Origin of the sequence: Pricia mediterranea (assembly GCF_032248455.1) — a bacterium.
Classification (GTDB): domain Bacteria; phylum Bacteroidota; class Bacteroidia; order Flavobacteriales; family Flavobacteriaceae; genus Pricia; species Pricia mediterranea.
The window spans coordinates 2,789,071-2,815,694 of the sequence record NZ_JAVTTP010000001.1; the positions used below are offsets into that span (position 1 = coordinate 2,789,071).

Sequence of the window (26,624 nt, forward strand, 5' to 3'; positions counted from 1 at the left end):
CTGAAAGCAATTCACAACGAAAACGGCCAGAGAGAACCGAAAGCGTATCCTGTGAATAGTCCTAAAATTAGGGTTTCTGAAAGCAATTCACAACAGCGAGTACATATGGAACATGGGCGATAGTCCTGTGAATAGTCCTAAAATTAGGGTTTCTGAAAGCAATTCACAACAAAAAAACAAAGAGCGTAAAACAAATGATTCCTGTGAATAGTCCTAAAATTAGGGTTTCTGAAAGCAATTCACAACAGCGGGATTGCCCACCCTCTTAACAGCGTGCCTGTGAATAGTCCTAAAATTAGGGTTTCTGAAAGCAATTCACAACAAAACGCGATTTGCTCCGAGTTATCCCATTCCTGTGAATAGTCCTAAAATTAGGGTTTCTGAAAGCAATTCACAACTATTCGGGGGAATTTTTCGAGAATGAAAACCCTGTGAATAGTCCTAAAATTAGGGTTTCTGAAAGCAATTCACAACACTAAACGAAGGCGAGATAATCCTAAACAGCCTGTGAATAGTCCTAAAATTAGGGTTTCTGAAAGCAATTCACAACTTTTAATCTGGGACAATAACAACCCAAGAACCTGTGAATAGTCCTAAAATTAGGGTTTCTGAAAGCAATTCACAACTATGTTTGTTGTAGAACCTATAATTCTACACCTGTGAATAGTCCTAAAATTAGGGTTTCTGAAAGCAATTCACAACAGCGAAAGTGATGTGAGGTTACCGTAGAATCCTGTGAATAGTCCTAAAATTAGGGTTTCTGAAAGCAATTCACAACCATACCTCTTTGTTGAATAACATGAAAACCCCTGTGAATAGTCCTAAAATTAGGGTTTCTGAAAGCAATTCACAACCCCAGCATCAAATGCAAGTTCGGCCACTTTCCTGTGAATAGTCCTAAAATTAGGGTTTCTGAAAGCAATTCACAACCTCGCTTCATGTCTATGGTAAAAGAAAATCCCTGTGAATAGTCCTAAAATTAGGGTTTCTGAAAGCAATTCACAACACTTGCCGGCGCCTTAATAATTTCCGGTTTCCTGTGAATAGTCCTAAAATTAGGGTTTCTGAAAGCAATTCACAACCGGTTCGTAGTTGTGTGGTATACCCATCTTCCTGTGAATAGTCCTAAAATTAGGGTTTCTGAAAGCAATTCACAACTGATGTCTCCATAACTTTTTGCATTAGGCCCTGTGAATAGTCCTAAAATTAGGGTTTCTGAAAGCAATTCACAACTTTATCGCCTCGCGGATGAAGTTCGAGACCCTGTGAATAGTCCTAAAATTAGGGTTTCTGAAAGCAATTCACAACTGCTATCGATGTTTTCCTCTAACGCCTTGGCCTGTGAATAGTCCTAAAATTAGGGTTTCTGAAAGCAATTCACAACCTTCGTCCTTAATCTGAATACTCTTCAAAACCTGTGAATAGTCCTAAAATTAGGGTTTCTGAAAGCAATTCACAACTAATTTCCGAGTTTTAATTTGTTGCTGTTTCCTGTGAATAGTCCTAAAATTAGGGTTTCTGAAAGCAATTCACAACTATTTGTTAAAGATTGCCATTAAATCGTTTCCTGTGAATAGTCCTAAAATTAGGGTTTCTGAAAGCAATTCACAACATAGTCCCCATAGCTCCGTGATTCCCTATCCCTGTGAATAGTCCTAAAATTAGGGTTTCTGAAAGCAATTCACAACTGGTTCCACTAAAGATGACCGTAATCGAAGAGTGCCTTCCTCTCGCTCCCTTTGATCGCTCGTCGGAGGCAGATAAATTAGGATTTCTGAAAGCAATTCATAACTGGTTCCACTAAAGATGACCGCAATCGAAGAGTGCCTTCCTCTCGCTCCCTTTGATCGCTCGTCGGAGGCAGACAAATTAGGGTTTCTGAAAGCAATTCACAACTGAAGAACACGGGGTATTCGGAGATATTGTCAAAGAACTCGTTGTTGTTCTTCTGCCCCCTTACGAGTTGGTCTTCGAGAACGTCGAAGTCTTCGGTGAAGGAAATGCCGAACTGCTGGGCGAGCGTCCGGGCCGATGTCAGCATTTCCTTGAAATCAACGTCGAAAGTCTTGGCAAGTGCCTCGTCCCGTATGCGCGCCTAATCGGCCGCCTGATCGGTAAGCCCCGTAATCTGTTGGGTAAGGCGCAGGGCCTCGACGATCTGCGAATTGTAGTCGAACCATTGTTTTGCGGCGGCACCGATGCCGACCAAGGCGGCGATTGCGACACCGATGGGGGTGGCGATAAATGCCAACGCGGCCTTGGTAGCGCCCTTGATACCGTTGAAAGCTTCCTTAACCTGAAGGATATCGCCGTTGCGGTAGCCATCGAGCATGGTCTGGAAGCTACCGGTAAAGTCCAATAACGCACGTTCGGAGTCGGAGACCCCGGCGGCGGTCAGCTTTACATCTTCGCGGAAGGTCTTCTGCGCCTCTCGGGCCTGTTTGTACCCGGTCTCGAGCTTGGCGACCTCTTCATTGTACTCGCGGAATTTGTCGGTACCCTCGATCTGGCGGTTGGCGAGGGTGCGGAACTTGGCCAGGTTCTTTCGAAGGTTGGTGATGGCGGAGTCGACCTCTTCGCCGTTTCACGAAAATTTTTAACCGTCTGGTAATCGTTTTATCGGCCATGTCGCCTTTTGAATTTTATGCAAAATGGCGGTTTCAAGACCGATAAAAAAGGACAGCAAAAAGCCCGTTAGAAAACTGACGGGCTTTTATGTGTTTCGACGAGATTCTATCAATTACAGGTGAATAGGAAATTAATAGATTCGGATAGGGCCTCAATAGGAAGATTTTCAGGAGTAAATGTCTGGGATTCGAGAAGACGCTCTTCGTACTGGTTCTGTTCGTTGTACCAATTGGTCCACGTTCTAACGTGAATACTGTCCATTTTTCTGGTGTAAGGCACGGTATGATATCCGCGTAGGGTCTTGTCGGTTGATTCACTTTCTTTACGGTATATACGAACCGGATCAGGGCTCCCGTTTCTGAACATATCGACGGTCAAGATCTCTACGCAATCAGCATCTCCATGTGCGCCCCTGCTGATGACGACGTTGAGCTGTCCGATTTGATCGGTCTCAAGGGAGCTCAGGGCTTCGCCTTCTACCGTTACTTTTGGAGGATTATAGCAAAGAGCGGTACCGGTAATACTTTGTGGATCGTTTTTCTTTATTGTGATATCAATGGGCAAAATGGTGTCAGCGAATCCTAAAAAATCTATGTCTGTTTCCTTCGGAAGGGCATAAAGCGTATCGTTGCCCGACATCAAGTAGCTGTCGGTAAGAACGTAATTGCCCTCGGGGAGGGAGTCCGGTTCGGACTGCCACATACCGTTAACTTGCGATACGGGGCTTTCTTTCTTCACATTCTCACCGTACGGACCGGTTAGAATGAAAGCAACGGATTTGGGGTCTGATTTCTTACACGTCGGGACTTTGGAAGTTCCGTCGGGAATCTGGCCCCGGTAACTGAAGGTGCCGTATTCGATTTCGGCGGGGGTTTCGATGACCGTTGTATCGGGTTGTGACACCGCGGTGGTATCCGATGGGGTTTCGGGCTGGAGGGTGTCGACCTGGGGGCGGGGGTCAAGGTCGCCGTGGGAAATTGATTCTTGGAACTCCATAGGGTCGGCCGAGCATGCGGCGATGATTGCGATTACGACCAATGCGATGAGATAAATTGCCTGTTTTTTCACAATTGTGCGTTTTTAGTTAGAGATTTTTTTAAGGTCTTTTCATAGCAGCTTTTCAAGTTTATCGGCGGCGCTCTTGATGTAGGTGACAAGGTCGTCATGGTTTTGCTTCGTGAATTGATGGGCTTTGGCACTTTCGCTGTTCTTTTTCCAAAAAGTGGGAAGAGTCACGTTCATGTCCTTGGCCGCAACTTCGGATTTCATGCCGAAGGTGTCCGTGATACTGTTGATTTTCGCTTTATTGTTCATCGGATCGGTTTAAATCTTCCCAAATCAAGTATTCCCCGAACCATTCCCAAGCTTTATCCAGCAGTACCCGAGATTCCAGCCCATGGTGCGACGAGTTGTCGGTATACGCGAGGGTGTATGTTTCTCCGAAATATTCGCGCTGAATCGATTTTTGCCTGTGAAAAGTCCTAAAATCAAGGTTTCTGAAAGCAATTCACAACGCCACATCTTGGAACGGGCATCATCGTATGGTGCCTTCCTCTCGCTCTTCGGAGGCAGACCAATTGAAGGATTACTATTTAAACCCTAAAAAAACCGCCAAAACTTCCGAGGGGGCCAGTGGCCGTTCCTCCAACGGGGAAGCTTTAGCGGTGTCTGAAGATAAAAGTAATAAATAACTAATCCAAAAAAGAAAACCGAACCGAAAAAAACAGTGGGTTCGAATAGCTTGCCTTCAGGCGGAAGGGTTTCCTCGATTCAGAAAGCAAAGCGACTAAAGTTAAATCGAAGAGAAGCGCAAGAATGATTTGAATTGAAATCAAAAAACTGCCATGGCACCCTCACCATGATCCACTTTGGTGAATACATGAAAGCCCTTTGCTTTAAGAAGGCGCTCGACCCGATCCATGGTTTTTTCGGGAGAATATTGGCTGATAACCCTTGTTTTTCATTGAGCTATTGTTTTCGGAATATTGTCGATTTTGACAGGAGCAAAGTACTATTGCACCGTCGCATTCCGCCTCTTGTCAATGAAGGATTTTGAAACTTTTTTTGCCATGAAAATCGTATATCCGATGTACGTTTTTCATAGGTAAAATAAAAAATTATGCCCGAGGCTCGCTCTCCACTTTATTCTCCTGTAACTTCAGGGATGCCGAGTTCATACAATAGCGGAGTCCACTAGGTTCTGGACCGTCCGGAAAAACGTGGCCCAAATGGGCATCGCAAGTATTGCAGAGGGCCTCGACCCGAACCATTCCGAAAGAGGTATCTTTTTCGTACTTGACCGCATTTTCCTTAACAGGTTGGTGGAAACTGGGCCACCCGGTGCCGGATTCGAATTTGATGGTGGAGTCGAACAAAGGGGTGCCGCAACAGACACAGTTGTACCTTCCGGCCTCGTGCGCCTCACAGTAGGCTCCCGAATGGGCGGGTTCCGTACCCTTTTTCCGGGTAATTTGGAACTGTTCGGGCGTTAAGACCTCCCGCCATTCCGCCTCAGACTTTTCGACCCTGCGGTCGGGTTCTGGATTTCCTTTGGTGCTGAATTTTATAATGTCTTTCCAAGTAAGCATAATATTGTCCATTTTAGTGGTGTCAAGATAGAAAATTAGTTGCTTATCCTATCAGATCTAATCTTATATTTACGTGAAAATTTATGCTCATGTTTGCTACTCGATGCCAATTATGAGGCGGAAAACCATATACTCTATTTTAATCGCCCTCTGTATCGTTGGCTTTTGGCTGTTCGAAAATTTTTATACACAGGATACCTACTCCGATCCGGAGGGCGGGGGACTCAAAACGGAAATTCCCCCTACTTGGATGCCCAAATCCACCACTGGTGCCGTAGTCGAACATAGTTATTACACCCTTTCCTATAATGAACCCTACGAGCAGGCGGAATGGGTAGCATACCTGCTCAAGAAAAGCCATTTGACCCAAGACGACCGTGAGCGTCCCTTTTTTATCGAAGACCCGAAGGTCAAGACCAAGTCGGCGGACTGGCGGAACTACAAGGGGTCGGGCTATGACAGGGGCCATCTTTGCCCCGCTGGCGACCGCCGCTTTTCGGAACAGGCGTACAACGAGACTTTTTATACCAGTAATATAAGTCCCCAAGACCGTGATTTCAACGCGGGCGTTTGGAACCGGCTCGAACTGCAAATACGCGCTTGGGCCCGACGCTACGGCGAGCTCTTTATCGTCACGGGGGGAGTACTGGAGCCCGGCCTGAAAGAAATCGGGGAAGAGGGGGTCGATGTGCCCAAGTTTTACTACAAGGTCATCGCCCGGGGAAATCCCGACGAGCCGGAGGTATTGGCCTTTCTTTTACCGGGAAGGGAAAGTTCCCGGCCGCTAAGCCATTTTATGGTGACCGTCGATGAAGTCGAAAAACGCACGGAGATCGACTTTTTCAAAGCGCTTACCGATGATGTCGAAACGGATCTGGAGCGAAACATAAGGGCCGACGCCTGGAAGTTTTAGGGAATTCTTGGGTGCGAATCCGTGCCCGTGGCCCAATTGCTCCAGGTCCCAGATCGCCGACCTGATCGTCCTGCCCTAATTTCTGCCCTTTACCCTTATTAGATTCCTTCTTTCAGCCTATTGGCATCCAGCTTCACAAAAATGAACAGTAGCATGGTGAAAAAGAGCATCCCCGATCCGCCGTAGCTGAAGAAGGGGAGGGGTATGCCGATGGTGGGAAGAATGCCGATGACCATCCCGATATTGATAAAATAATGTACGAGCAGAATCGAGATGACCCCGTATCCGTACATGCGGCTGAAATCGTTCTTCTGTCGTTCCGCCAGATAGATAAGCCTTAAGAGCATCAGGGTAAAAAGCAGCACTACGGTAACCGTTCCGATAAAGCCCCATTCTTCGCCCACCGTGGTAAAAATATAATCGGAATGTTGTTCGGGAACGAAATTACCTTTAGTACGGGTTCCCTCCAAAAATCCTTTGCCGAAAAACCCGCCCGATTCTATGGCTTTCTCCGACTGGTAGGAATTGTAGCCGATGGTTTGCTGGATTTCCGACAATTTAGAGGAATCCGTTTCCAGGTCCAGCCAAAGCGAGAACCGATCGCGATGGCGCTGTTCAAAAACATTTTCAAACACAAAATCCACCGACAGTGAAAAGAGGATGGTGCCGATAAAGGCTGCGGCCAGAGGAATGAGAGGCACCTTGAACCGTCTCTTTTTTGCCAACATAAATATGACGATGAGCAGAGATAGGGCAATGGCGATCCAAATGGTACCGAACATCAAGGTAGTAACAAATATCAAAACGGCAAAAAGGGCGATACCCAAGTAATAGACCGGTAAGCCCTCACGGAAAATGACGAAAGAGAGTGCAAAAAAGACCAGGGCACTGCCTGGATCGGGCTGTGGTACAATCAAGAGCGTGGGAATCAAGATAATCAAAAAGGCAAAGAGCTGATCTTTGGTATGTTTGATATCGGTCTGTATATCGCTCAAATATTTGGCCAGGGCTAGGGCCGTGGCCACTTTGGCAAACTCTGCCGGTTGTAGGTTGAAAAATCCGAGGTTGTACCATGACGTGGCACCGGAAATGGTTGTTCCAAAAAAATAAAGTCCGATTAAAGATAACATCGAAACGATGTAGAAAACACTTGAAAAGCGCTCGTAAAAACTGGCCTCCACAGCAAGTAAGATAACTATGGACGCTAAGCTGGCACCAATGAAGAACAACTGCTTGCCGTGAAAGGTACCGAAATCAAAAATCGAGGCGTGGCTCTCGGAAAAGGTGCTTGAGTAGATGTTTACCCATCCGATGGCGACCAGCATCAAGTAAAAAAGTACGGTAAGCCAATCGATGCGCCTGAGGACACTTTTGCCGAACATAATGGTTTATCTTGAGGATTCGTCCTCTTTAAATTTTTTAGCATGCTGGCTCCAGTCGTACTCGTTGATCTTAAACTCCTCGCCGCTATAGGGTTTTGCGTATTCATGTTCCAAGGTCCGCTCGAGCATCCGTTTTTCGAGATCGGTGCGGGTGATTTCCCCCTTGAGGTACTTTTCGATCATCAAAGATGCGATATGGCCGGCGTATCGGGAGCCGTAGTATCCGTTTTCGATGTACACCGCGATAGCGATTTCTGGTTTCTCAACGGGGGCGAAGGCTACAAAAATGGAGTGATCGGTCAATTGAACGCGCACACTGTCAATTTTGGTGAAATTCTCTACGGTACCTGTTTTCCCGGCAATTTCGATACCGGGAATCTGTAACCATTTGGCCGTTCCTTCATTGTACACATCGGCCATGCCCTGAATCACGGGCTCAAAGTGTCTCTTATCTATGGTGGTGTACTTAGGTTCTACGAAATCGGGAATGCTGATATCCTTGTCGTCAACTTTTTTAAGGATATGTGGCGTGTAATAAAACCCGCGATTGGCAATGGCGGCCGTCATGTTGGCCAATTGTATCGGGGTCACGGCTACCTCGCCCTGGCCGATGGAATTGGAGATGATGTACGATGACGCCCAGCGGTTGTCGCCGTACCATTTATCGTAGTATTCCTTGCTGGGTATCCGTCCCTTTCTTCCCGTGGGAAGGTCGTATCCCAGATATTCCCCAAGTCCGAAACTCTTCATGTGTTTTTCCCACACATCCATTCCCTCGTCCGTAGTCTCGTATTTTTCATAGATTTTTCGGAAGGCGTTGGCAAAATAGGCATTGCACGATTTATAAATGCCGTTGTTCAGGTTGCGGATCCCGCCTCCACAATGGCATCCCCTTTTTTTCCTTCCGACGTAGAAACCGTTGTGGCATTTCACTGTGGTGCTGGGCGAAATTACCCCTTCTTGCAGTCCTACCAGGGCATTCATGACCTTAAAAGGGGATCCCGGGGAAGGTTCCGCCAATATAGAGCGGTCCCATGTCGGCCGGGAAATACTATCGTAATGCAGCTTGCTGTAATTTTTTGATCGCTCCCTACCGACCAATAGCGCCGGGTCATAGGTGGGTCCGGATATCATTGAAAGTATTTCGCCACTTCCAGGCTCCAAGGCTACAATGCCCCCATGCTTGCCTACCATCAGCCGTTCGCCGTATTCCTGTAGGGTCTTGTCTATGGTAATGTTTATTTCCAGTCCCTGTTCGGGCACGGTATCCAAAATACCATCTTTGTACTTGCCGATATCGCGGTTGTAGCGGTCCTTCTGAATGTACTGTACCCCCTTCCTTCCCCGTAAAATATCTTCGTATTGCTTTTCCACTCCGGTCCGCCCGGTCAGCTCGCCCTGCACGTAATATGGGTTTTTGGCCAGGTCGCGCTGGTTCACCTCGCTGATGTAACCGAGCACGTTGGCGGCGGCATTGGTATCATAATAACGAAGGGAGCGTTTCTGGATGTAAAAACCCTCGTAATGCCTCATTTTTTCCTGCAGCCTGGCGTAATCCTGTTTTGAAAGTTGTGGTACAAACACGGAAGGAAGCCTAGGGGAATAAATTCGGGCCTTACGAAGTTCTTTGTTGAATTTGTCCTTATCTATCCCCAACAGTCCACAGAATTCCAAGGTATCGAGCTGTCGTACTTCCCTTGGGATAACCATCACATCGTAGGCGGGGTCATTGCCTACTAGAAGCTTATCGTTGCGATCATAGATATAGCCGCGTTCGGGATAATCGTAAACACGCTTAATGGCCGGATCCTCGAGCACTTGGTCCGGCGAAAAACTGAATATTTGCAAATACGAGAGCCTGCCGATAAATGTGATACCGATAATAACGATGATGGACGATAGAAGTATCTTTTTCAACTAGGAGCTTGTTTTATGCAATGGGTTCAAACTTGAATGTTCAAAAAACTGGCCCTGTACGCGATGATGGGGCTGTTGACGCAATCAACCTAACGATATTGAACTTTAGGCCGCGTACCTTTGGGTTTTTCTACTCTTTTCGTACACTAAAGAGCGAGCCGAAGAGCAAACAAAGTACGAGGGTAGCGGCACCGGTGGCCAGCACTTTTTGCAAAATTAAGAGGAAATTGGCCAAACTAAAAATTTCCAGCGAAAAGAAGACCAAATGGTGTACTATAATCAATAACGTCAAAAATGTAATTTGTTGTATGCGGGTGGTGTTACTTAACTTAAAACTTTGAAATTCAAAGTTTACCCCGAAGACAAAACGCATGATGGCGGGTCTCATATAGGCTATGGTAATGGCCGATGCCGCATGTATGGCCATACTATCGGAGAAAAAGTCAATGGCAAAGCCCAACAAGAACGCTTGAAAAATAAAGGCAGCCCTATTCTCCTTGATGGGGTACCAATACAGAAAGAGAATGTACACCATGGGATTGATGAAGCCGAAAAGGTTCAGCCTGTTGAATACAAGCACCTGCACCAGTACAAGCAGTATGAACCGCACCACATTTAAAAAGTACGAATTACTGATCATGGCTCGGAGGTCTTGTTTTCCAATTCCTGTATCTCATCCCGGAATTCGTTGTTCACGATATACACGTTCTTGATGTTGGTCATGTCGTTGAAAAGGGCCACGTCGATGCTGTAAAAGCTGTTCGAGCTGTTGAGGTCGAATTTGCGAATGGTGCCCACGGGAACACCTTCGGGAAAAATACTGCTCATTCCCCCGGTAACGATGGTATCGCCAACGGTAAGCTTTACCAAGCGCGGTATATCGACGAGCTGCACGACGTCATAGCGTTCCATATTCCATACCAGTGACCCGAAATTGTCGGTATTTTTGATCTTGGCATTAATATTCGATTTTTCGTTGAGAATACTTTGCACAGTGGCGAAATTGTTCGAGGTGTTCTCCACGATACCCAATATACCTTTACTGGTAATGACCCCCATATCGCTATAGACGCTATCTTTTTCGCCTTTATCGATGGTGATGTAGTTACGCGGGTCGGCGAAACTGTTTTTGATGACCCGGCCTGTCGTGATGGTATAGGTACGGAGGGTGGAATCCAATGCTATGGAATCGGTTTCATCTTTGTTGAAGAGCAGGTGGCGTAGCCGTTTGTTCTCTTCCATCAGTTTTTGGTTCTCGGTCTTGAGTCCGAAATAGGTCGTAATAGTGTTCGAAGTTTCAAAAATGGTACCCGTTAGCCAGTTCGAGGAATTGAAAAACGCCGATTGGTGGTAGGAATGCGATTGAACGGTAAACGCCAGACATACGATCATCAGAAAGATATAAAGAAGAAGGTTCTTATATCGAATGATAAAATTGATGATCTGCTGCATGCCCCGTTAAAAATTTTTCTTTTATGCTTGTCCTTTGGTTTTGAACCAGAATTAGGACCGTAAGACATAGGACATAAGACAAATTAAAATGGAAATATCTTTTACGTGGTAGTAGGGTTTCAGTCTTAGGTCTTCCGTCCTGCCGTCATCGGCTTCATGGTTCTGTTTACCGCGTGAGAATACTTTTATATCGCTCTAGATTCTTTAGGGAAATTCCTGTACCACGCACGACGGCCCGTAGGGGGTCTTCGGCGATATAAACGGGAAGATCGGTTTTTTGTGATAAACGTCTGTCCAGCCCCCGCAGCATCGAACCGCCACCAGCGAGATAGATGCCCGTATTATAAATGTCGGCCGCCAGTTCGGGAGGCGTTTGTGAAAGTGTCTCCATCACGGCATCTTCAACGCGTAGAATGGATTTGTCCAAGGCCTTGGCGATTTCCCGATATGATATTTGTACCTGTTTCGGTTTTCCCGTTAACAGGTCACGCCCCTGTACCGATTTGTCATCCGGGGGGCTCTGCAAATCTTCTGTGGCCGAACCGATCTCTATCTTGATATTCTCTGCGGTGGACTCCCCTACGTACAGGTTGTGCTGTGTACGCATGTAGTAGATGATATCGTTGGTAAAGACATCGCCCGCGATCTTCACCGACTTGTCGCAAACGATACCGCCCAAGGCGATGACCGCGATTTCGGTGGTACCCCCGCCGATGTCAACGATCATATTGCCTTTGGGCTGCATGATGTCGAGGCCGATACCGATAGCGGCGGCCATGGGTTCGTGAATAAGATAGACTTCCTTGCCGTTAACACGTTCTGCGGATTCCTTGACCGCCCGCATCTCCACCTCGGTAATACCCGATGGAATACAAATAACCATCCGAAGGGCGGGGGGAAACCATTTTTTCTTGAGCGCAGGAATGTTCTTGATGAACATATTGATCATCTTTTCCGAGGCATCAAAATCCGCTATAACCCCATCTTTTAAGGGACGGATGGTCTTGATGTTCTCGTGCGTTTTGCCCTGCATCATGCTGGCCTCTTTGCCTACGGCAATTATTTTCCCGGATATGCGATCGCGGGCCACGATAGACGGACTGTCGACTACCACCTTGTCCATATGGATGATGAGGGTGTTCGCCGTTCCTAGGTCGATGGCGATTTCCTCGGTCAAGAAATCAAAAAATCCCATGTTATTATTTTGGTTATGTTATACGTGTTGTATTAAGCCCATTTTAGCCGGCCCAGGTCTTCTTCTTTTCCACCAGTCCCGCGTTGGAAAATAACGGTGACTCAACCGACATACTTGGCGTAAACCAACACGGGTTCGATAAGGGGCGAGGCAGCAAAACGTCTTCCTTGCGCTTCATCGACAAAAGTAGCAAAATTAGCTGCCGTTCAATATTTTATGTTGTGAATTCACCACTAATGATGGTCAAAGCCTGAAGTCTTGAGGAATATCGGCCTAAAATCCAACATTTTGGGTTCGTTTCAACGATTAAATTTGGATGTTTAAAAAACTCCCGTCCGTTTAGTGTTTAAAATGCCGGGTACCCGTCATCACCATCGAGACCTCGTTTTCGTTGCAATAGTCAATACTTAATTGGTCTTTTATTGATCCCCCGGGCTGTATGACGCTGGAGATACCGTTTTTGTCCGCAATTTCGACACAATCGGGAAAGGGGAAAAAAGCGTCGCTGGCCATCACCGCCCCTTCGAGGTCGAATTTGAACGATAAAGCTTTGTGCACCGCCTGATTCAGGGCGTCGACTCGGGAGGTCTGCCCCGTACCGCTCGCGCACAATTGTTTGTTTTTGGCAAGAACAATGGTGTTCGATTTGGTGTGCTTGCACAGTTTCGACGCGAATATTAGGTCTTCCAGTTCCCTCTCCGAGGGCCGCTTTTCCGTCACGTATTGCAGCTCGTCCACACTATCTGTCTTGGCATCCTTATCCTGTACCAATACTCCGTTCAGGCAAGTTCGTACAATAGTATCCGGCAGTTCTATATCGTTCTGTATCAACAGAATTCTATTTTTCTTTCCTTTTAGTATTTCGAGCGCTTCATCGGCGTAACTGGGGGCGATGACCACTTCGCAGAACAGCTGGTGTATCTTTTCGGCGGTCGCCTTATCGATTTCGGTATTGCTGATCAGAATGCCTCCGAAGGCCGAGACCGGATCGCCGGCCAGGGCATCGACATAGGCCTGGTGCAGGGTTTCCCTTTGGGCGACCCCGCAAGCGTTGTTGTGCTTTAAGATGGCGAAGGTCGGTCTATCGCCTTTGAATTCGTTCATCAGGTTGACGGCGGCATCGACATCCAATAGGTTGTTGTACGAAAGCTCTTTACCGTGCAATTTCTTGAACATCGCTTCGAAATCCCCGAAAAAATATCCCTTTTGATGCGGATTTTCACCATACCGCAAGATCTGTCCCTTGGTTTCGCTGACTTTTAGGGATGCGATGTCATGGTCCTTGTTGAAATAGTTGAAAATGGCCGAATCGTAGTGTGAGGAAACGTTAAAGGCCTTGGCTGCAAAGTGCTTTCGGTTTTCTAGGGATGTGCTTCCGTCCCCTTTGGAAATAATATCCAAAAACTCCCCATAATCTTCCATCGACGACACACAGAGCACATCCTTATAGTTTTTGGCGGCAGCCCGGATCAGGGAAATCCCCCCGATATCGATTTTTTCGATAATCTCCTGTTCGGATGCCCCCTCAGCCACCGTTTTTTCGAAGGGATAAAGATCGACGATTACAATATCCAACTGCGGGATGTCGAATTCCTTCATTTGATCGGCGTCTCCCTCGTGGTCTTGCCGATTCAAGATACCGCCGAACACTTTCGGATGCAGGGTCTTCACCCGGCCTCCCAAGATGGAGGGGTAGCCGGTAACATCCTCAATGGCCGTAACTTCGGCACCAAGGTCTTTGATAAACTTTTCGGTGCCCCCCGTGGAATAGATGGTGATACCGAGTTCCTGGAATTTTTTGATGATAGGCTCCAGCCCATCTTTGTGAAAAACGGAAATCAGGGCAGAAGTAGCTTTTTTAGCGCTCATTTTTATGGTGTTAGGGTCGGGATTAAAGATTTCGCCCGCTCAGTGGATGTAAGGCCGTACAAAAGTACTTTTTTCAATGGGAAAAAAGTAATGGGATGGTCGACAATTACGGGAAGTTTTAAACGAGTATTTTGGCAATCTCGGCATTGACAAATTCCAAAAAACGTTCATCCTCTACCGTAAAGGGGTCGGACGTGTTCGAATCAATGTCGATCTGACCGATATTTTCGCCGTTTACGAAAAGCGGGACCACGATTTCTGATTTGACGCTAATACTACAGGCGATATAATTATCCTGCGCCTTTACGTCGGGTACCACGAAATTTTGGTTGCTGATCGCCACCTGTCCGCATATACCCTTTCCGAAGGGTATGAGGGTATGGTCGGTGGGGGCACCGGCGTAAGGCCCCAGTTTTAATTCCTCCTTGTCGCCGTTCTTAAAATAGAATCCTACCCAGTCGTAGTGGGGCACCGTATTTTTTAAAAGCTCACACACCTGTTGTAGTCGGATATCGGTTTTTAGAGCGGTGCGGTTCAGTAGAATCGGGATGTCATTGTATAATTTCTCGAACATACGGCAAAGGTATATAATTTGATTTTGTTCATATCTAGAAGTTATTCCGCAGCGAATTTGATAACCTCGGTTCAATGAATAGAATAAAGAGAATACCGTTCTCACTATAAAATCCGTTTTCCTAAATTTTCGTTAAATGGATGTTGCCCGACTACACAAAAACCGGTATTCTTTATTTTTGCCGGCTATGACAAAGGGCCTGCATCGTATTCTGTCCGTCGCTATGACACTCTTGCTTTTGGTCGCGACCACATCATGGACGGTGGGCAGGCATTATTGCATGGGCCGTTTGATGGATGTTTCCCTTTTCGAGGTTCCTGAAGGCTGCTGCTCGGAAATGGCTCCGGATGGAGATGGTCGAATATCCCTGGTGGTAGTTGACGACGGACTAGAGATACCTTTGGAGGATAGTGGTGCCTGCTGTAGCGACGAGGTCGTGAGCCTCGCAGGACGTGACGACCTCAGATTGTCCTACAATGAGCTCGGCCTCGACCAACCCTTATTTTGGGATGCCGTTGCGCATTCCTATCCTTTACTACTTCAAACTACTACGGAACGGCATGTCCCCAACGTACACTACCCATCACCCGTTCTGGTCAAGGACATCCAGTTGCTTGACGGGGAATTTCTTATTTGAAGGCTGTCTTTCCGGCCTTTCCTCGTTGATGAAATAAACTTCGGCGGGAAGTTTCGCAACGCTCGAGTTCGTTTTAAAATCCCGGGACGCTCGCAGTGCTTCTCAATCCCAAGACCGTAAAATTTACCCTATTCCCACAAAGATAAAATATGAAACCCTGTCTATATATTATTCTGGCCTTCTGTCCGTTGCTATCCCTTTCACAGGACAAAGTCGAGGGCAAGGTCATGGAAGCGGATAACACGACCGCCATTAACGGACTTCCGGGCGCAAGCGTCTATTGGATGGATTCCCCCACAGGTACCGTCACGGATGCAGACGGCCTGTTCAGCATCCCCTATAAGAAAGAATACGACAAACTAATTATCAGCTATGTGGGGTTCGAACCGGATACCTTGACCATAAACGGACCCATGACGGTGCGACATTTTCTGCAACCGAGCAACGAGCTCGATGAGGTGGTGCTGGAACAAAAGCGCAAGGCGCTCCAAAAAAGCCATTTCAGTGCTCGAATCCCATGAAAGTGAAATCCGCCCTGGTCGCGGTAGGGCACGACACCAAGGAACTAAAGGCGAGCGATGAGGCCTATGAGTCGGTACACCCCTGCTGCAAGTACCGGGAAGATGGTTCCGATGACAGTGAACACCACGAGGATTAAGTTTCTGGAGCCAGGCCCTCTGCCCGTGCCGCTGGCCCGTGATTGCGAGCTTTGATTAACCATTGACCAGTTTACAGGTGCAAAAGTTTATAAAAACCATTTGATTGTCAATCCGCGTGTTGGCTATGGCAACGAATCGTTGTAAATTGACCTTTTACCCAATACCCCTTATATCCGGAGGCGTGTATGATTATGGCTTAAGAACAGAATTTGGAAACCGATCTCTTTGACATCAGCATAATCGGTGGCGGGATTGTAGGCTTGGCAACGGCCTACAAAATCCAAAAAAGCCGGCCCGACTTGAGATTGCTCATCCTCGAGAAGGAAGCGGTATTGGCCGCACATCAAACAGGCCATAATTCGGGAGTACTACATTCCGGTATCTATTACACGCCGGGGTCCCTAAAAGCTGAGAATTGTATAGACGGCCGTCGGCAAATGGTCGATTTTGCTTTTGAAAATGGCATAGACCACGATATCTGCGGAAAAATCATCGTAGCGTCCCAACTTGATGAGCTTCCCGCCATGGAAAAGGTCTATGCCAACGGAATCAAGAACGGATTGACCGGTGTCAGAAAAATTTCCCCCGAAGAAATTTCTGAAATCGAACCATTTTGCAAAGGTGTCGCGGGGCTTTGGGTGCCCGATGCGGGAATTATCGACTATGTCGCAGTAACACAAAAACTGGCAGAATTGGTGACGAAAATCAATCCCTATAGCGAAATACGCTTGGGCCATGCCGTCAAGTTTTTTTCGAAAGACGCTGCCCAGAACCTTGTGCATACTGACAACGCACATTTCCGGACCAAGAAAATGATATTTTGCGGTGGTCTTTTCGCCGACCGTCTGGCACGGCGGCAGGGGGTCTCGATACAAGAGAAAGTAGTTGGTTTCCGGGGAGACTACTACGAACTTACCGAAGGGGCGGAACATAAAATACGCAACCTGATCTATCCTGTCCCCAATCTTGATTTTCCATTTTTGGGAGTCCATTTTACCCGCATGACCGATGGCGGCATCGAATGCGGCCCCAATGCCGTGTTCACCTTTCAGAGGGAAGGGTATGGCAAGATGGATTTCAATCTCGAAGACACGCTCGATGCCCTATCCTATTCCGGTACTTGGCAGTTGTTCAAGAAGAACTGGCGCTTCGGAATCGGCGAATATCGAAGGGCGTTTTCCAAAAATCTTTTTTTAAAAACGCTGCAACGGCTTGTGCCCGATCTTTCCGAGCCCGATATTTGTCAAGGTAGAAGCGGCGTGCGTGCATTGTTGCTCAATAAGAGGGGCGACACCCGAACGGACTTTCGGATTGCCCGTGGCGAAGATAGCATTCACGTCTTAAACGCACCGAGTCCCGCTGCGACTGCCGCTTTGGCTATCGCGGATATAATCTGGAAGATGGCGGACAAGGAGTTTAGGCTTTAATTTGCTGATGCTAAGATCTAGGAAAGTCCCTGACTGGTCCCAATCTCGCAATCAACGGAAAATAAATCGCTGGAAGGTGAATAGAACCGATCATGCCGGTCGAATGTCATATTTATTTTTGCGACAATCAGTCTTATATTTCAGATTTCGTATGCCTATGCCTTATTCTGCTGAAAGTAATTCAAATACAAGGGTGTGATTTACATTTTTGCTCAAATATTACAAGGATATGACATGTTCAATGTCAATATATCGGTTTTTATGCTTAACATAGTATCATGAACGAAATTGAACAGCTGCTTCAGCACCTTAGAGGTCAACTCATGGAGCTTCTGCCGGGTATTATCATATCCTTCCTTATCCTTGCCATAGGCTATGGCATAGCTCGGCTAATCAAATACCTGACTTCCGTACTTTTCAACTATATGGGTAAGTTGGCGGGGCCAAGGGCCGGTAGCCTAAATCTCGGACAGGCCGGTTCCTTTTTAGGATCGGCTTTTTTTTGGTTGATTCTATTTTCGACCCTACTGCTGATTACCAATTATCTTGGAATGACGGTAATTACGGGTTGGTTTCAAGGGGTTATGCAGCATGTTCCCAATATACTGGCCGCCATCTTGATTATTTTCGCCTCGATTATGTTGGGAAATTTAGTATCCGATTTACTGACTTCCTTCGGTAAACGAACAGGATTTCACTACAGCCAAGCATTGATCAGAATTGTTCGTTTTATTCTTATTGCCCTTGCCGTAGTAATCGCCCTTGATCAGGTAGGCATTGAGATCTCGATCTTGAAAGACGTCATTGTTATCATCCTGGCGGCCTTGCTTTTTGGGGCCGCCCTTGCGTTCGGACTGGGTGCCCAAACCTCGATAAGCAACATCCTGTCGTCATTTTACGTACGCAAGATGTACAGCGTGGGAGACCAGATACGGATTGGAAAAACAAGCGGTAAAATTCTCAGTATCAATACCAATTCGGTAATTCTGGAAAACGGGAAGGGGCAGGTGACTATTCCGACAAAGGAGTTCAACGAAAGCAAATCCTATTTAATAAAGACAGACTAGGCGCATGGATTCGAACCAAATCATTCTAAACGATTTTATCACCAAACATCCTTTCGCCGCTGCAAAAGCTTTGGAGGTCTTGGGCCATGAAGATGTGGTGGAATTCTTACTTGCGCTGCCGTCACAGAAAGGCTTGAGGATGTTGTCACTCATGAACCCCAAAAATGCATCGGAGTGTTTTGTGCTATTACCGGCCAAACAGAGGGTCGAATATTTAGAAAAAGGAAGCCCTTCTGCCATGGCTGCCATCCTAAGAATGATCGATAACCCGTTGCACGACGAGCTGTTAAGGGCGATAGCCCCTGGTAAAGCCGTTCCCATCAAGCGGGAACTGGAGTTTAAGCCTAATACTGTCGGCCCCTTTGCGGACCCTGCGATGACGGTGCATAAGGCGACGAGCGTTGACAATGCGGTGGACATGCTCAAAAGAGAACGAACGTCAAGAAGTTCCGAACTATACGTTGTCGACTTGGACGGAATCTTCCAGGGCCTGGTAGAAACGACGGAACTACTGAGGGCCGAAAGGGCCGACATCGTTGAAACTATTATGGTCAAGACGTGTCCGAGATTTTCAGCCGATCAACCGATCAAGAGTGTATTGCACGATGATGCCTGGTTGCAGTACCGGCAGGTGCCCGTGGTAGATAGGGCGGACAAATTTATCGGGACCTTATCCTATAAAGCGGTAATGGCGATAGAAGGAAAACCAGAAGGTCTGACCAAAGATAGCATAAACGAAACTGCCGGTGCCCTGGGGGAGCTATATCGAATCGGATTAACAAGTTTGTTACAAAGCACAGGTAAATAATAGGATTATGGGCTCAGATGTCAAAATGATAGAGCGTACACTGTTGGATGAATATTTTTTTAAATTCCCTAAGGATGCCGCGCGCGTTCTGGACGCTATGCCTCCTGAAACGATTATAAACTATTTATCGGCCATGCCTCCTGAGGCGGCCGGCAGCATTTTTTTCCGATTGAATTCCGAAACGATAAGCGAATGTATCCCGGAAATGGATGACCGAATGTTCGTTCAATTTTTCGCCAAGGGCAATACCCATAGAACGGCCCGCTTACTTTCTCGTCACGACCGAGCAGCGGTAAGCGAAAAGCTCGCCCTTTTACCGGACATAGTCTCCCGGGAAATCCAGGATTTTATGAACTACAAGGAGGGAACGGCAGGCTACCTTATGGAAACTTCACTTATTACCTTCCATCCAGATAATTCGGTCGATGACGTTCTCACCAGATTACGTAGAATAGGCAACCGTAACGTTATGGTGGTTTATATCGTCGATGCAGAGGGAGCACTGTTGGGCAAGATTCCTGTGCAGCATATCGCCATATCACAACCTGACGTGCCTCTTGACAGCCTAATGGATAATGCACCTTCCGTTGACGCCATGTCAACTAGGGAAGAGGTACTGTCGGCAATAGAAAAGGGACACCTTTTACAGATACCGGTAACCGACATCAATAACAATCTTCTAGGAGTAATACGAAACGAGGCCCTGATGTCCGCCTCCAAGAAGGAGATATCGGAAAACCTACAGGCCATGTTCGGGGCAGGGCGGGAAGAACAAGCCCTGTCAAAGATTTCCTTTGCCGTTCGTAAAAGGTTGCCTTGGCTACAGGTCAATCTTGCTACCGCATTTCTTGCCTCCATGGTAGTCGGGCTGTTTGAGGATACCATTGCCAAGATTACGATCCTCGCCATTTTTCTTCCCGTAGTGGCCGGTCAATCGGGAAATACCGGCTCGCAGGCACTGGCCGTGACCATACGGGGATTGGCACTCAAGGAAATACGGATTTCCCAGTGGTTCAAGGTAGCGCGTAAAGAGCTCATGGTCGGCCTTATAAACGGGATTGCCGTAGCACTGACAACGGGCATAATAGTTTACTTTTGGTCCTCTTCATCGGGGATTGCCATTGTTATCGGGATATCTATGATCATATCCATGCTCATTGCCGGTTTTGCGGGCGCAATCATCCCAATAGCGTTGAAAGCGATAGGTCAGGATCCCGCCACTTCCTCGTCGATAATCTTGACGACGGTAACCGATATTTGTGGATTTCTAAGTTTTTTGGGCCTGGCTACGGCGCTATCTTCCGTGTTGGGAATAGTTTGATTTGTGGGGTCCACTACGGTCCTATGATAAGCCAACAAAAAAACCGCCCCGATAAGTGTATCGAGACGGTTTTTTGAAAATTCATACGCTACGCGTAAATTCTAGATTACATCATTCCGGGCATTCCGCCTCCGCCGCCCATGGGTGGGCCTGCAGGTGCCGATTCCTCTTTGATGTCGTTCAGGGCACATTCGGTGGTCAAGATCATTCCAGCTACCGAAGCCGCATTTTCCAATGCGATACGGGTCACTTTTGTTGGGTCTATGATACCGGCCTCAAACATCTGAACGTATTTATCGGACTTGGCATCGTAGCCATAGTCATCTTTACCGTCCAATACCTTGGCAGCGACTACAGAACCTTCGCCCCCGGCGTTCTCAACAATGATACGCAAGGGTGATTCGATGGCCCGTGCTACTATGTGCAATCCGGTTTCTTGATCGGCGTTTTCCGTCTTTACGTTGGAAAGCAACGACTTGGTTCGGATAAGGGCAACGCCGCCACCGGCAACGATTCCTTCTTCGACCGCTGCACGGGTGGAGTGCAGCGCATCGTCAACACGGTCTTTCTTCTCCTTCATTTCCACTTCGGATGCCGCACCCACATACAATACGGCCACTCCGCCGGCCAATTTGGCCAAACGCTCCTGAAGTTTTTCCTTGTCGTAATCGGATGTTGTCGTTTCGATCTGTGATTTGATCTGGTTGACACGGGTCTTGATGGCATCCTGGTCACCGCTACCGTTTACGATGGTAGTGTTGTCCTTATCGATGGATACTTTTTCACAACTGCCCAACATGTCGATTGTTGTATTTTCCAATGAGAAACCACGCTCTTCCGAGATTACGGTGCCCCCGGTCAAAATCGCAATATCTTCCAACATCGCTTTTCTTCGGTCACCGAAGCCCGGTGCTTTGACAGCGGCAATCTTCAACGAACCGCGCAATTTGTTTACGACCAAGGTAGCCAAGGCCTCTCCGTCTACGTCTTCCGCGATGATCAATAATGGTTTTCCGGACTGGGCTACCGGTTCCAAAACAGGTAGCAGATCCTTCATGGCAGAAATCTTCTTGTCGAACAAGAGGATATACGGATTCTCCAATTCAGAAACCATTTTCTCGGAATCGGTCACGAAGTAGGGCGAAAGATACCCTCTGTCGAACTGCATTCCCTCTACGACATCTACATAGGTGTCGGTTCCTTTTGCTTCTTCTACCGTGATTACCCCTTCCTTGCCTACTTTCCCGAAAGCTTCGGCTATGAGCTCGCCGATAGTCTCGTCGTTATTGGCGGAAATAGAAGCGACCTGCTTGATTTTGTCGGAAGAATCACCGACCTCTTTAGATTGTTTTCTAAGGTCTGCCACGATGGCCTCCACCGCTGCATCGATACCTCGCTTCAAATCCATTGGATTGGCGCCGGCGGCGACGTTTTTCAAACCTTCCTTAACGATGGATTGAGCCAAAACGGTAGCCGTTGTGGTACCGTCACCGGCAAGATCGTTGGTCTTAGAGGCCACTTCCTTTACCATTTGTGCGCCCATGTTCTCAAGGGCATCGGCCAATTCTATTTCTTTCGCTACGGAAACACCATCTTTGGTCACCTGTGGTGCCCCGAAAGATTTACTGATGATTACGTTGCGACCCTTGGGTCCCAAGGTTACTTTTACTGCATTTGCCAAAGCATCGACACCTCTCTTGAGGCCGTCGCGTGCTTCCAAATCAAATTTAATATCTTTTGCCATATTGAAAATTTTACTTTTTAAAATTTAATATCCCAATTTTCAAAATCCAAATTCCAATGTAAGGAATGGACTTTGAAGTAATTTTGGAATTTGGTAATTATTTTTTGGAATTTGGAATTTTTTAACCCGGGCCAGCTTAAATTATTGCTAGAACGTCACTCTCGCGCATCATCAAGTAATCGTTGCCCTCAAGTTTGAGTTCGGTCCCCGCGTATTTTCCGTAGAGCACTTTATCGCCGACCTTAACGGTTACTTTCTCATCTTTTGTTCCGGGTCCGACGGCTACGACTTTACCTTGTTGCGGTTTTTCTTTCGCCGTCTCGGGAATGTAAATACCAGACGCTGTTTTCGTCTCGGCTTCCATGGGCTCGATAAGCACTCGATCTGCCAATGGTTTAATGTTGACTTCTGCCATATTACTAGTTTTTAGTTTAAATGAATGAAATTCTCCCTGTCACTAGGCAGAAAGTATGCCATTGCCGAAAAACTGACACATTGTAAAATGAAAATGCCAGCTTGTCATTAAAGCTGGCATTTTGTGCGTATTCCTTTATTTTATTAGGTATCAAAGACTATCTGTCGAGCCGGACCCGTCAGTTGCAGGTGCCGATGGGGTGGTGGGAAGGGATTCGGGTACCTCCTCGGGGAGGGTCGTTTCGATGTCGTCGCCGTTTAACAGTTTGGAATCGCCTGCCCCAAAGTTCCCTTTTAAGGTGACGTTGGAGGCCAAAATCAAGACAACGAGCAAAATCGCCAAAGTCCACGTGCTTTTATCCAGAAAATCACCGGTTTTTTTGACCCCGCCTACCACTTGGCTGCCACCTCCGCCAAAGGAGGATGACAATCCGCCGCCCTTAGGATTTTGTACCATGATGACCAATACCAACAGAAAACAGACTATTATGATAAGAATTAAGAATATGGTAAACGTACTCATTGCGAAAAGTTAATGGTTAAAAGTCGGGTTTCGCCAAACTGTTAGGGTTTAAGGACAAAAGAGCCAAAAAAATTTAAGAATATTAAGAGCTATTGAGACCGGCAGAGCCACGCTATGTCATGGCAGCCGATGATTTATCAAGCGTTGTCGGTTTTCAATCGTTCTACGGATTTTATTCGATCTGCAAAGAAACCACTTTTTTCCGGATATTTCAAACTTAAAATTTTATAGGCCTGAATCGCTTTTTTGTACTTTTTCTGCTCGAGATATACCTTGGCCAAAGTCTCGGTCATCAGTTCTTTTTGGTCAAACTTCACCGAGTCGCCAATGATTACTTTGGGCGCCTCTTTTTCCGGTTTTATTTTCGGGTTATCGGCGATGAATTTATCGATAAGCTCGAATTTCTTCGATTTCTCGGGATTTTTTTCCAGAACAGAATCGATGGCATCCCTTCTTCGACCATCTGTTTTCCTGTCATTCGATCTCTTCTGCTTTCTTTTGACCGGTTTGGCGGTACTCAGCTGCAGCCATTCGCTGAACGAATACTTTTCTTTTTTAGTAAATGGGAGGGGTTCACCGAGTTCCAGTTTTTTGCGGGCCTGTTTCTTTTCTTCGGAGATGGCCGCGTCGATTTGGGGGTCTTTTGAGGCAAAGAGCTTGGGATCTAACAAAGCATCTGCCTCAGCTTTGGTAAATGGCAGGGATTCTTCTTGAATAACGTCTTTTCCAGAGGTATCCTTGGGAGTGTTTTCTCCAGAATCAAGATGAACGGAATTTCCGATTTGCTGCGGTGGGATTTCCCCCGATCGGCCGGGAACTACCTCCGGAAATGCGACCTCGATGTCATCCACGGGGGTTGGCGTATCCGATAAGCTGTCCGCGATACGGTTCTGAAGGAAGACTTCGGATGTGATAAGATCAAAAAGTACCTCCCGGTCGGTGGTGTAAGCCGCAGTAACCTTTAGGGCATTGTTGTATTTGAAACTGTTTAGACTTTTCAATCCCTTTAAATGCAGCGACCGGGCCGCTTGAAAATAAGGAAACTCTTCCAATATCTCTTCCAGTTGGTTGGTCTGTACGGGCGAGACCACCTTGTCAGGATGCCGCAATAGGTATGTGAGGTCTTTTGGGCTCATGTGTAATAGGGCTAAAAGAACAAGGACTGAAATTGGGATAGCAGGAAACGACTCCGTCATCGGTCATCCATCTTCCGTCTCTGCTCTTTATTCTCTTTTTTTCAACTACCAGTCCGCCAATGATTCATTAAAAATATCTTGGGTAATCCGTTCAAAAATGACTTCGAGGGCCTCGCTTTTGATGGCCGAGGGCTGGGTCGCCGCGGGAAAATCATAAAAGAAAGAGAAACGCTGTTCGAAATCCGCATCCTCTTTGGTCTTGTTGTAAAAACGGACGTTCACTGCCATCGACAACCGGTTTTGGGCGGCCGTCTGCTGGGCGGTGGCGCTCATAGGGGCAATGCGATATTCCACAATTTCACCTTCGTAGAGCAGGTCGCCACCGTTGCTGGTGAGATCGAGACTCGTCTGGTTAAGTATTCGGTCTTGCAAGGCCTGGGTAAAATCACGTTCCAGTCCCGGTTCAAACACGGAACCGGGATTCTGGGTGGCGTAATTTTGAAACCTCGGTACCGAAAAGGTCGTCGCCGTTCCCACATCGCCCCCGGTAAAATTGTAAATGCCGCAACCGTTTAGGCCAAGGGCAATAAAAAAGATGATTAGGATACGTTTGGACTGTCTCAATTGTTTTAAGCTATGGTGTTAAAAATTCCAAATTCCAAATTCCAAATTCCAAATTCCAAATTCCAAATTCGGGTTTTTAAGTTTATTGTTTCGTAAGCCGCCTTAAAAGTATATCATCGTCTGTACCTAACAGCCAGTCGAGATGTTTTTTGGTTTGACTTTCGATGGTAATTCGATGGTGTTCGGTAGCACCGCTAGAAATGATAAAGACGCCCTTTAGTCTTCTAAAGGGACAATCATCTTCCGTAATTCCTAGGCCTTTCCTCCCTTGTCTTCTTTTTCTCTCTTCCCTGGTCTTTTCTCTTTCTATCCTTGCTCTTTTCTCCTGCCTCTTCTTTACAGGTCGTACTGTTTGATCTTCCGATAAAGTGTCCGCTCCGAAATACCGAGTTCGGCAGCGGCGGCCTTTCGTTTGCCTTGGTTGCGCTCTAACGATTTTTTGATAAGCTCCACTTCCTTTTCCTGTAAAGATAAGGTTTCTTCTTCCTCTATCTCTTCGGCGAAATGGTATTTGTCTTCCTGGGGGGGCTTACGTTGCGGACCAGGCGCGTCGTGTTCGGGAAGCTGCAATACTTCCAATGGGTCGCGGTCGTCTTCAACGGCGTTCTGCCCATTGTTGCCATAAATTTTCTCGATAAGCCCCTCGTTTTCTTCCTGCACTTTGTCCCCGTCGTCATTTTTCATCAGGGCAAGGGTCAATTTTTTAAGGTCGTTGAGATCGCCCTTCATGTCGAAGAGCACCTTATACAATATCTCCCTCTCGTTGCTGAAATCGCTTTCGGACTTTTTCTGTCCGACGACGGCGGGGAGATTCGAGCCGCTGGAATCGGGTAGGTATCCTTTCAACGTATCCCAGGAAACGCTACGGCTTTGTTCCAATACCGATATCTGTTCTGCGATATTGCGCAACTGGCGCACATTGCCAGGCCATCGATATTTCAATAACAGCTGAACGGCATCGTCTTGCAAACGGATGGTGGGCATTTTGTACTTCGTACCAAAATCGGAGGCGAACTTTCGAAAGAGCAGGTGAATATCGTCCCGTCTTTCGCGCAATGGAGGAATATTGATCTCTACCGTACTCAATCGATAGTAGAGGTCTTCGCGGAATTTTTCCTTTTTTATGGCCTCGAGCATATTGATGTTGGTGGCCGCCACGATGCGCACATCGGTTTTTTGAACCTGCGAAGAGCCCACTTTGAGGAATTCCCCGTTCTCCAGTACGCGCAATAGGCGCACTTGAGTGGTCAAGGGCAGTTCGCCGACCTCGTCTAGAAAAATGGTACCGCCATCGGCCACTTCAAAATAACCGCTACGGGTTGAAGTGGCGCCTGTAAAAGCCCCTTTTTCGTGTCCGAAAAGCTCACTGTCGATAGTACCTTCGGGAATGGCCCCGCAGTTTACCGCGATATACTTGGCATGCTTGCGATGCGAAAGCGAATGTATGATTTTGGGGATGGCCTCTTTTCCCACCCCGCTTTCACCTGTCACCAAGACCGAAATATCGGTAGGCGCGACCTGAGTAGCCTTCTCCAAGGCACGGTTCAGCTTCGGATCGTTTCCGATGATCTCATACCGTTGTTTTAAAGATTGAATGTTCTCCATGGTTCACTACTTCTGAAAAAACGGGATGCATTCCCCTAATTGAATCCTGTTTTCAGAAAAAAGGAATGAAAATTATTGATTACCTATTATTTAATATTTTTCGTCTAACGTCTAACGTCTAACGTCTAACGTCTAACGTCT

General features: G+C 47.0%; 27 protein-coding genes and 1 CRISPR repeat array (1 of these 28 running past the window's edge). Of the genes, 8 read left to right on the plus strand and 19 right to left on the minus strand.

The window, feature by feature from the left end:
• Positions 1-1,688: a CRISPR direct-repeat array (repeat unit 46 nt; unit sequence CCTGTGAATAGTCCTAAAATTAGGGTTTCTGAAAGCAATTCACAAC) (it extends 558 nt beyond the left edge of the window).
• Positions 1,689-1,765: 77 nt separating this feature from the next.
• From RQM65_RS11390 to msrB, 6 genes are all read right to left on the minus strand, one after another.
• Entirely contained in the window at positions 1,766-2,041 is a 276-nt protein-coding gene (locus RQM65_RS11390; protein ID WP_314015098.1) for a hypothetical protein, read from the minus strand.
• Between the two features lie 54 nt (positions 2,042-2,095).
• Entirely contained in the window at positions 2,096-2,359 is a 264-nt protein-coding gene (locus RQM65_RS11395; protein WP_314015100.1) for a hypothetical protein, read from the minus strand.
• A gap of 377 nt (positions 2,360-2,736) precedes the next feature.
• A complete protein-coding gene (locus RQM65_RS11400) occupies positions 2,737-3,696 on the minus strand; it encodes a hypothetical protein (RefSeq protein WP_314015102.1) in 960 nt (319 codons plus the stop codon).
• A 39-nt stretch (positions 3,697-3,735) separates the two neighbouring features.
• Positions 3,736-3,942, minus strand: a complete 207-nt coding sequence (locus RQM65_RS11405) for a hypothetical protein (protein ID WP_314015104.1) — start codon at positions 3,940-3,942, stop codon at positions 3,736-3,738.
• Between the two features lie 517 nt (positions 3,943-4,459).
• The gene (locus RQM65_RS19005) at positions 4,460-4,576 is read right to left on the minus strand and encodes a DUF302 domain-containing protein (RefSeq protein WP_489753099.1); all 117 of its coding nucleotides are present in this window, start codon (positions 4,574-4,576) and stop codon (positions 4,460-4,462) included.
• Positions 4,577-4,745: 169 nt separating this feature from the next.
• Positions 4,746-5,216, minus strand: coding sequence for a peptide-methionine (R)-S-oxide reductase MsrB (msrB, locus tag RQM65_RS11410; RefSeq protein WP_314015105.1), 471 nt, complete (start codon positions 5,214-5,216; stop codon positions 4,746-4,748).
• Between the two features lie 112 nt (positions 5,217-5,328).
• Here msrB and RQM65_RS11415 point away from each other — a divergent pair, with 112 nt between their 5' ends.
• Complete coding sequence (locus RQM65_RS11415) at positions 5,329-6,129, plus strand: DNA/RNA non-specific endonuclease (protein WP_314015107.1); 801 nt, start codon at positions 5,329-5,331, stop codon at positions 6,127-6,129.
• 98 nt (positions 6,130-6,227) lie between these two features.
• Here the strand turns inward: RQM65_RS11415 and rodA are convergent, their stop codons facing one another.
• From rodA to RQM65_RS11450, 7 genes are all read right to left on the minus strand, one after another.
• Positions 6,228-7,511 carry a rod shape-determining protein RodA gene (rodA, locus tag RQM65_RS11420; protein ID WP_314015109.1) on the minus strand — a complete coding sequence of 428 codons (1,284 nt, stop codon included), beginning with the start codon at positions 7,509-7,511 and terminating at the stop codon, positions 6,228-6,230.
• Positions 7,512-7,517: 6 nt separating this feature from the next.
• Entirely contained in the window at positions 7,518-9,428 is a 1,911-nt protein-coding gene (gene mrdA, locus RQM65_RS11425; RefSeq protein WP_314015111.1) for a penicillin-binding protein 2, read from the minus strand.
• Between the two features lie 130 nt (positions 9,429-9,558).
• Entirely contained in the window at positions 9,559-10,068 is a 510-nt protein-coding gene (locus RQM65_RS11430; RefSeq protein WP_314015113.1) for a rod shape-determining protein MreD, read from the minus strand.
• Positions 10,065-10,880, minus strand: coding sequence for a rod shape-determining protein MreC (mreC, locus tag RQM65_RS11435; RefSeq protein ID WP_314015115.1), 816 nt, complete (start codon positions 10,878-10,880; stop codon positions 10,065-10,067). The genes RQM65_RS11430 and mreC overlap by 4 nt, the downstream gene beginning before the upstream one ends.
• A 166-nt stretch (positions 10,881-11,046) precedes the next feature.
• Positions 11,047-12,075 (minus strand): rod shape-determining protein, encoded by a 1,029-nt coding sequence (locus tag RQM65_RS11440; RefSeq protein ID WP_314015117.1) that lies wholly within the window; start codon positions 12,073-12,075, stop codon positions 11,047-11,049.
• A 339-nt stretch (positions 12,076-12,414) separates the two neighbouring features.
• Positions 12,415-13,944, minus strand: a complete 1,530-nt coding sequence (gene purH, locus RQM65_RS11445) for a bifunctional phosphoribosylaminoimidazolecarboxamide formyltransferase/IMP cyclohydrolase (RefSeq protein ID WP_314015118.1) — start codon at positions 13,942-13,944, stop codon at positions 12,415-12,417.
• A gap of 118 nt (positions 13,945-14,062) precedes the next feature.
• Positions 14,063-14,518, minus strand: coding sequence for a GAF domain-containing protein (locus RQM65_RS11450; protein ID WP_314015119.1), 456 nt, complete (start codon positions 14,516-14,518; stop codon positions 14,063-14,065).
• 187 nt (positions 14,519-14,705) lie between these two features.
• Between RQM65_RS11450 and RQM65_RS11455 the strand changes: the two genes are divergently transcribed.
• The 7 genes from RQM65_RS11455 (at position 14,706) to mgtE (ending at position 20,437) form a co-directional block, all read left to right on the plus strand.
• The gene (locus tag RQM65_RS11455; RefSeq protein WP_314015120.1) at positions 14,706-15,155 is read left to right on the plus strand and encodes an HYC_CC_PP family protein; all 450 of its coding nucleotides are present in this window, start codon (positions 14,706-14,708) and stop codon (positions 15,153-15,155) included.
• Between the two features lie 149 nt (positions 15,156-15,304).
• On the plus strand, positions 15,305-15,676 hold the full coding sequence (locus RQM65_RS11460) for a carboxypeptidase-like regulatory domain-containing protein (RefSeq protein ID WP_314015122.1): 372 nt from the start codon (positions 15,305-15,307) through the stop codon (positions 15,674-15,676).
• Positions 15,673-15,813, plus strand: coding sequence for a hypothetical protein (locus tag RQM65_RS11465; RefSeq protein WP_314015124.1), 141 nt, complete (start codon positions 15,673-15,675; stop codon positions 15,811-15,813). Before RQM65_RS11460 ends, RQM65_RS11465 begins: the two co-directional genes overlap by 4 nt.
• Before the next feature lie 210 nt (positions 15,814-16,023).
• Positions 16,024-17,241 carry an L-2-hydroxyglutarate oxidase gene (gene lhgO, locus RQM65_RS11470; RefSeq protein ID WP_314015126.1) on the plus strand — a complete coding sequence of 406 codons (1,218 nt, stop codon included), beginning with the start codon at positions 16,024-16,026 and terminating at the stop codon, positions 17,239-17,241.
• A gap of 278 nt (positions 17,242-17,519) precedes the next feature.
• Complete coding sequence (locus RQM65_RS11475; RefSeq protein WP_314015128.1) at positions 17,520-18,308, plus strand: mechanosensitive ion channel family protein; 789 nt, start codon at positions 17,520-17,522, stop codon at positions 18,306-18,308.
• Positions 18,309-18,312: 4 nt separating this feature from the next.
• Entirely contained in the window at positions 18,313-19,116 is an 804-nt protein-coding gene (locus tag RQM65_RS11480) for a CBS domain-containing protein (RefSeq protein ID WP_314015130.1), read from the plus strand.
• A 7-nt stretch (positions 19,117-19,123) separates the two neighbouring features.
• On the plus strand, positions 19,124-20,437 hold the full coding sequence (gene mgtE, locus RQM65_RS11485) for a magnesium transporter (protein ID WP_314015132.1): 1,314 nt from the start codon (positions 19,124-19,126) through the stop codon (positions 20,435-20,437).
• A 106-nt stretch (positions 20,438-20,543) separates the two neighbouring features.
• Here mgtE and groL read toward each other — a convergent pair whose 3' ends face one another.
• From groL to RQM65_RS11515, 6 genes are all read right to left on the minus strand, one after another.
• A complete protein-coding gene (gene groL, locus RQM65_RS11490; RefSeq protein ID WP_314015134.1) occupies positions 20,544-22,181 on the minus strand; it encodes a chaperonin GroEL in 1,638 nt (545 codons plus the stop codon).
• Positions 22,182-22,317: 136 nt separating this feature from the next.
• Positions 22,318-22,596: a co-chaperone GroES gene (locus RQM65_RS11495; RefSeq protein ID WP_314015136.1), complete on the minus strand. Its 279-nt coding sequence runs from the start codon at positions 22,594-22,596 to the stop codon at positions 22,318-22,320.
• A 150-nt stretch (positions 22,597-22,746) separates the two neighbouring features.
• Positions 22,747-23,118, minus strand: a complete 372-nt coding sequence (gene secG, locus RQM65_RS11500) for a preprotein translocase subunit SecG (protein WP_314015138.1) — start codon at positions 23,116-23,118, stop codon at positions 22,747-22,749.
• 137 nt (positions 23,119-23,255) lie between these two features.
• Entirely contained in the window at positions 23,256-24,254 is a 999-nt protein-coding gene (locus RQM65_RS11505) for a DUF8458 domain-containing protein (RefSeq protein ID WP_314015139.1), read from the minus strand.
• Positions 24,255-24,359: 105 nt separating this feature from the next.
• On the minus strand, positions 24,360-24,878 hold the full coding sequence (locus RQM65_RS11510; protein WP_314015141.1) for an LptE family protein: 519 nt from the start codon (positions 24,876-24,878) through the stop codon (positions 24,360-24,362).
• Positions 24,879-25,214: 336 nt separating this feature from the next.
• Positions 25,215-26,483, minus strand: coding sequence for a sigma-54 interaction domain-containing protein (locus tag RQM65_RS11515; protein ID WP_314015142.1), 1,269 nt, complete (start codon positions 26,481-26,483; stop codon positions 25,215-25,217).
• Between the last annotated feature and the right edge of the window lie 141 nt (positions 26,484-26,624).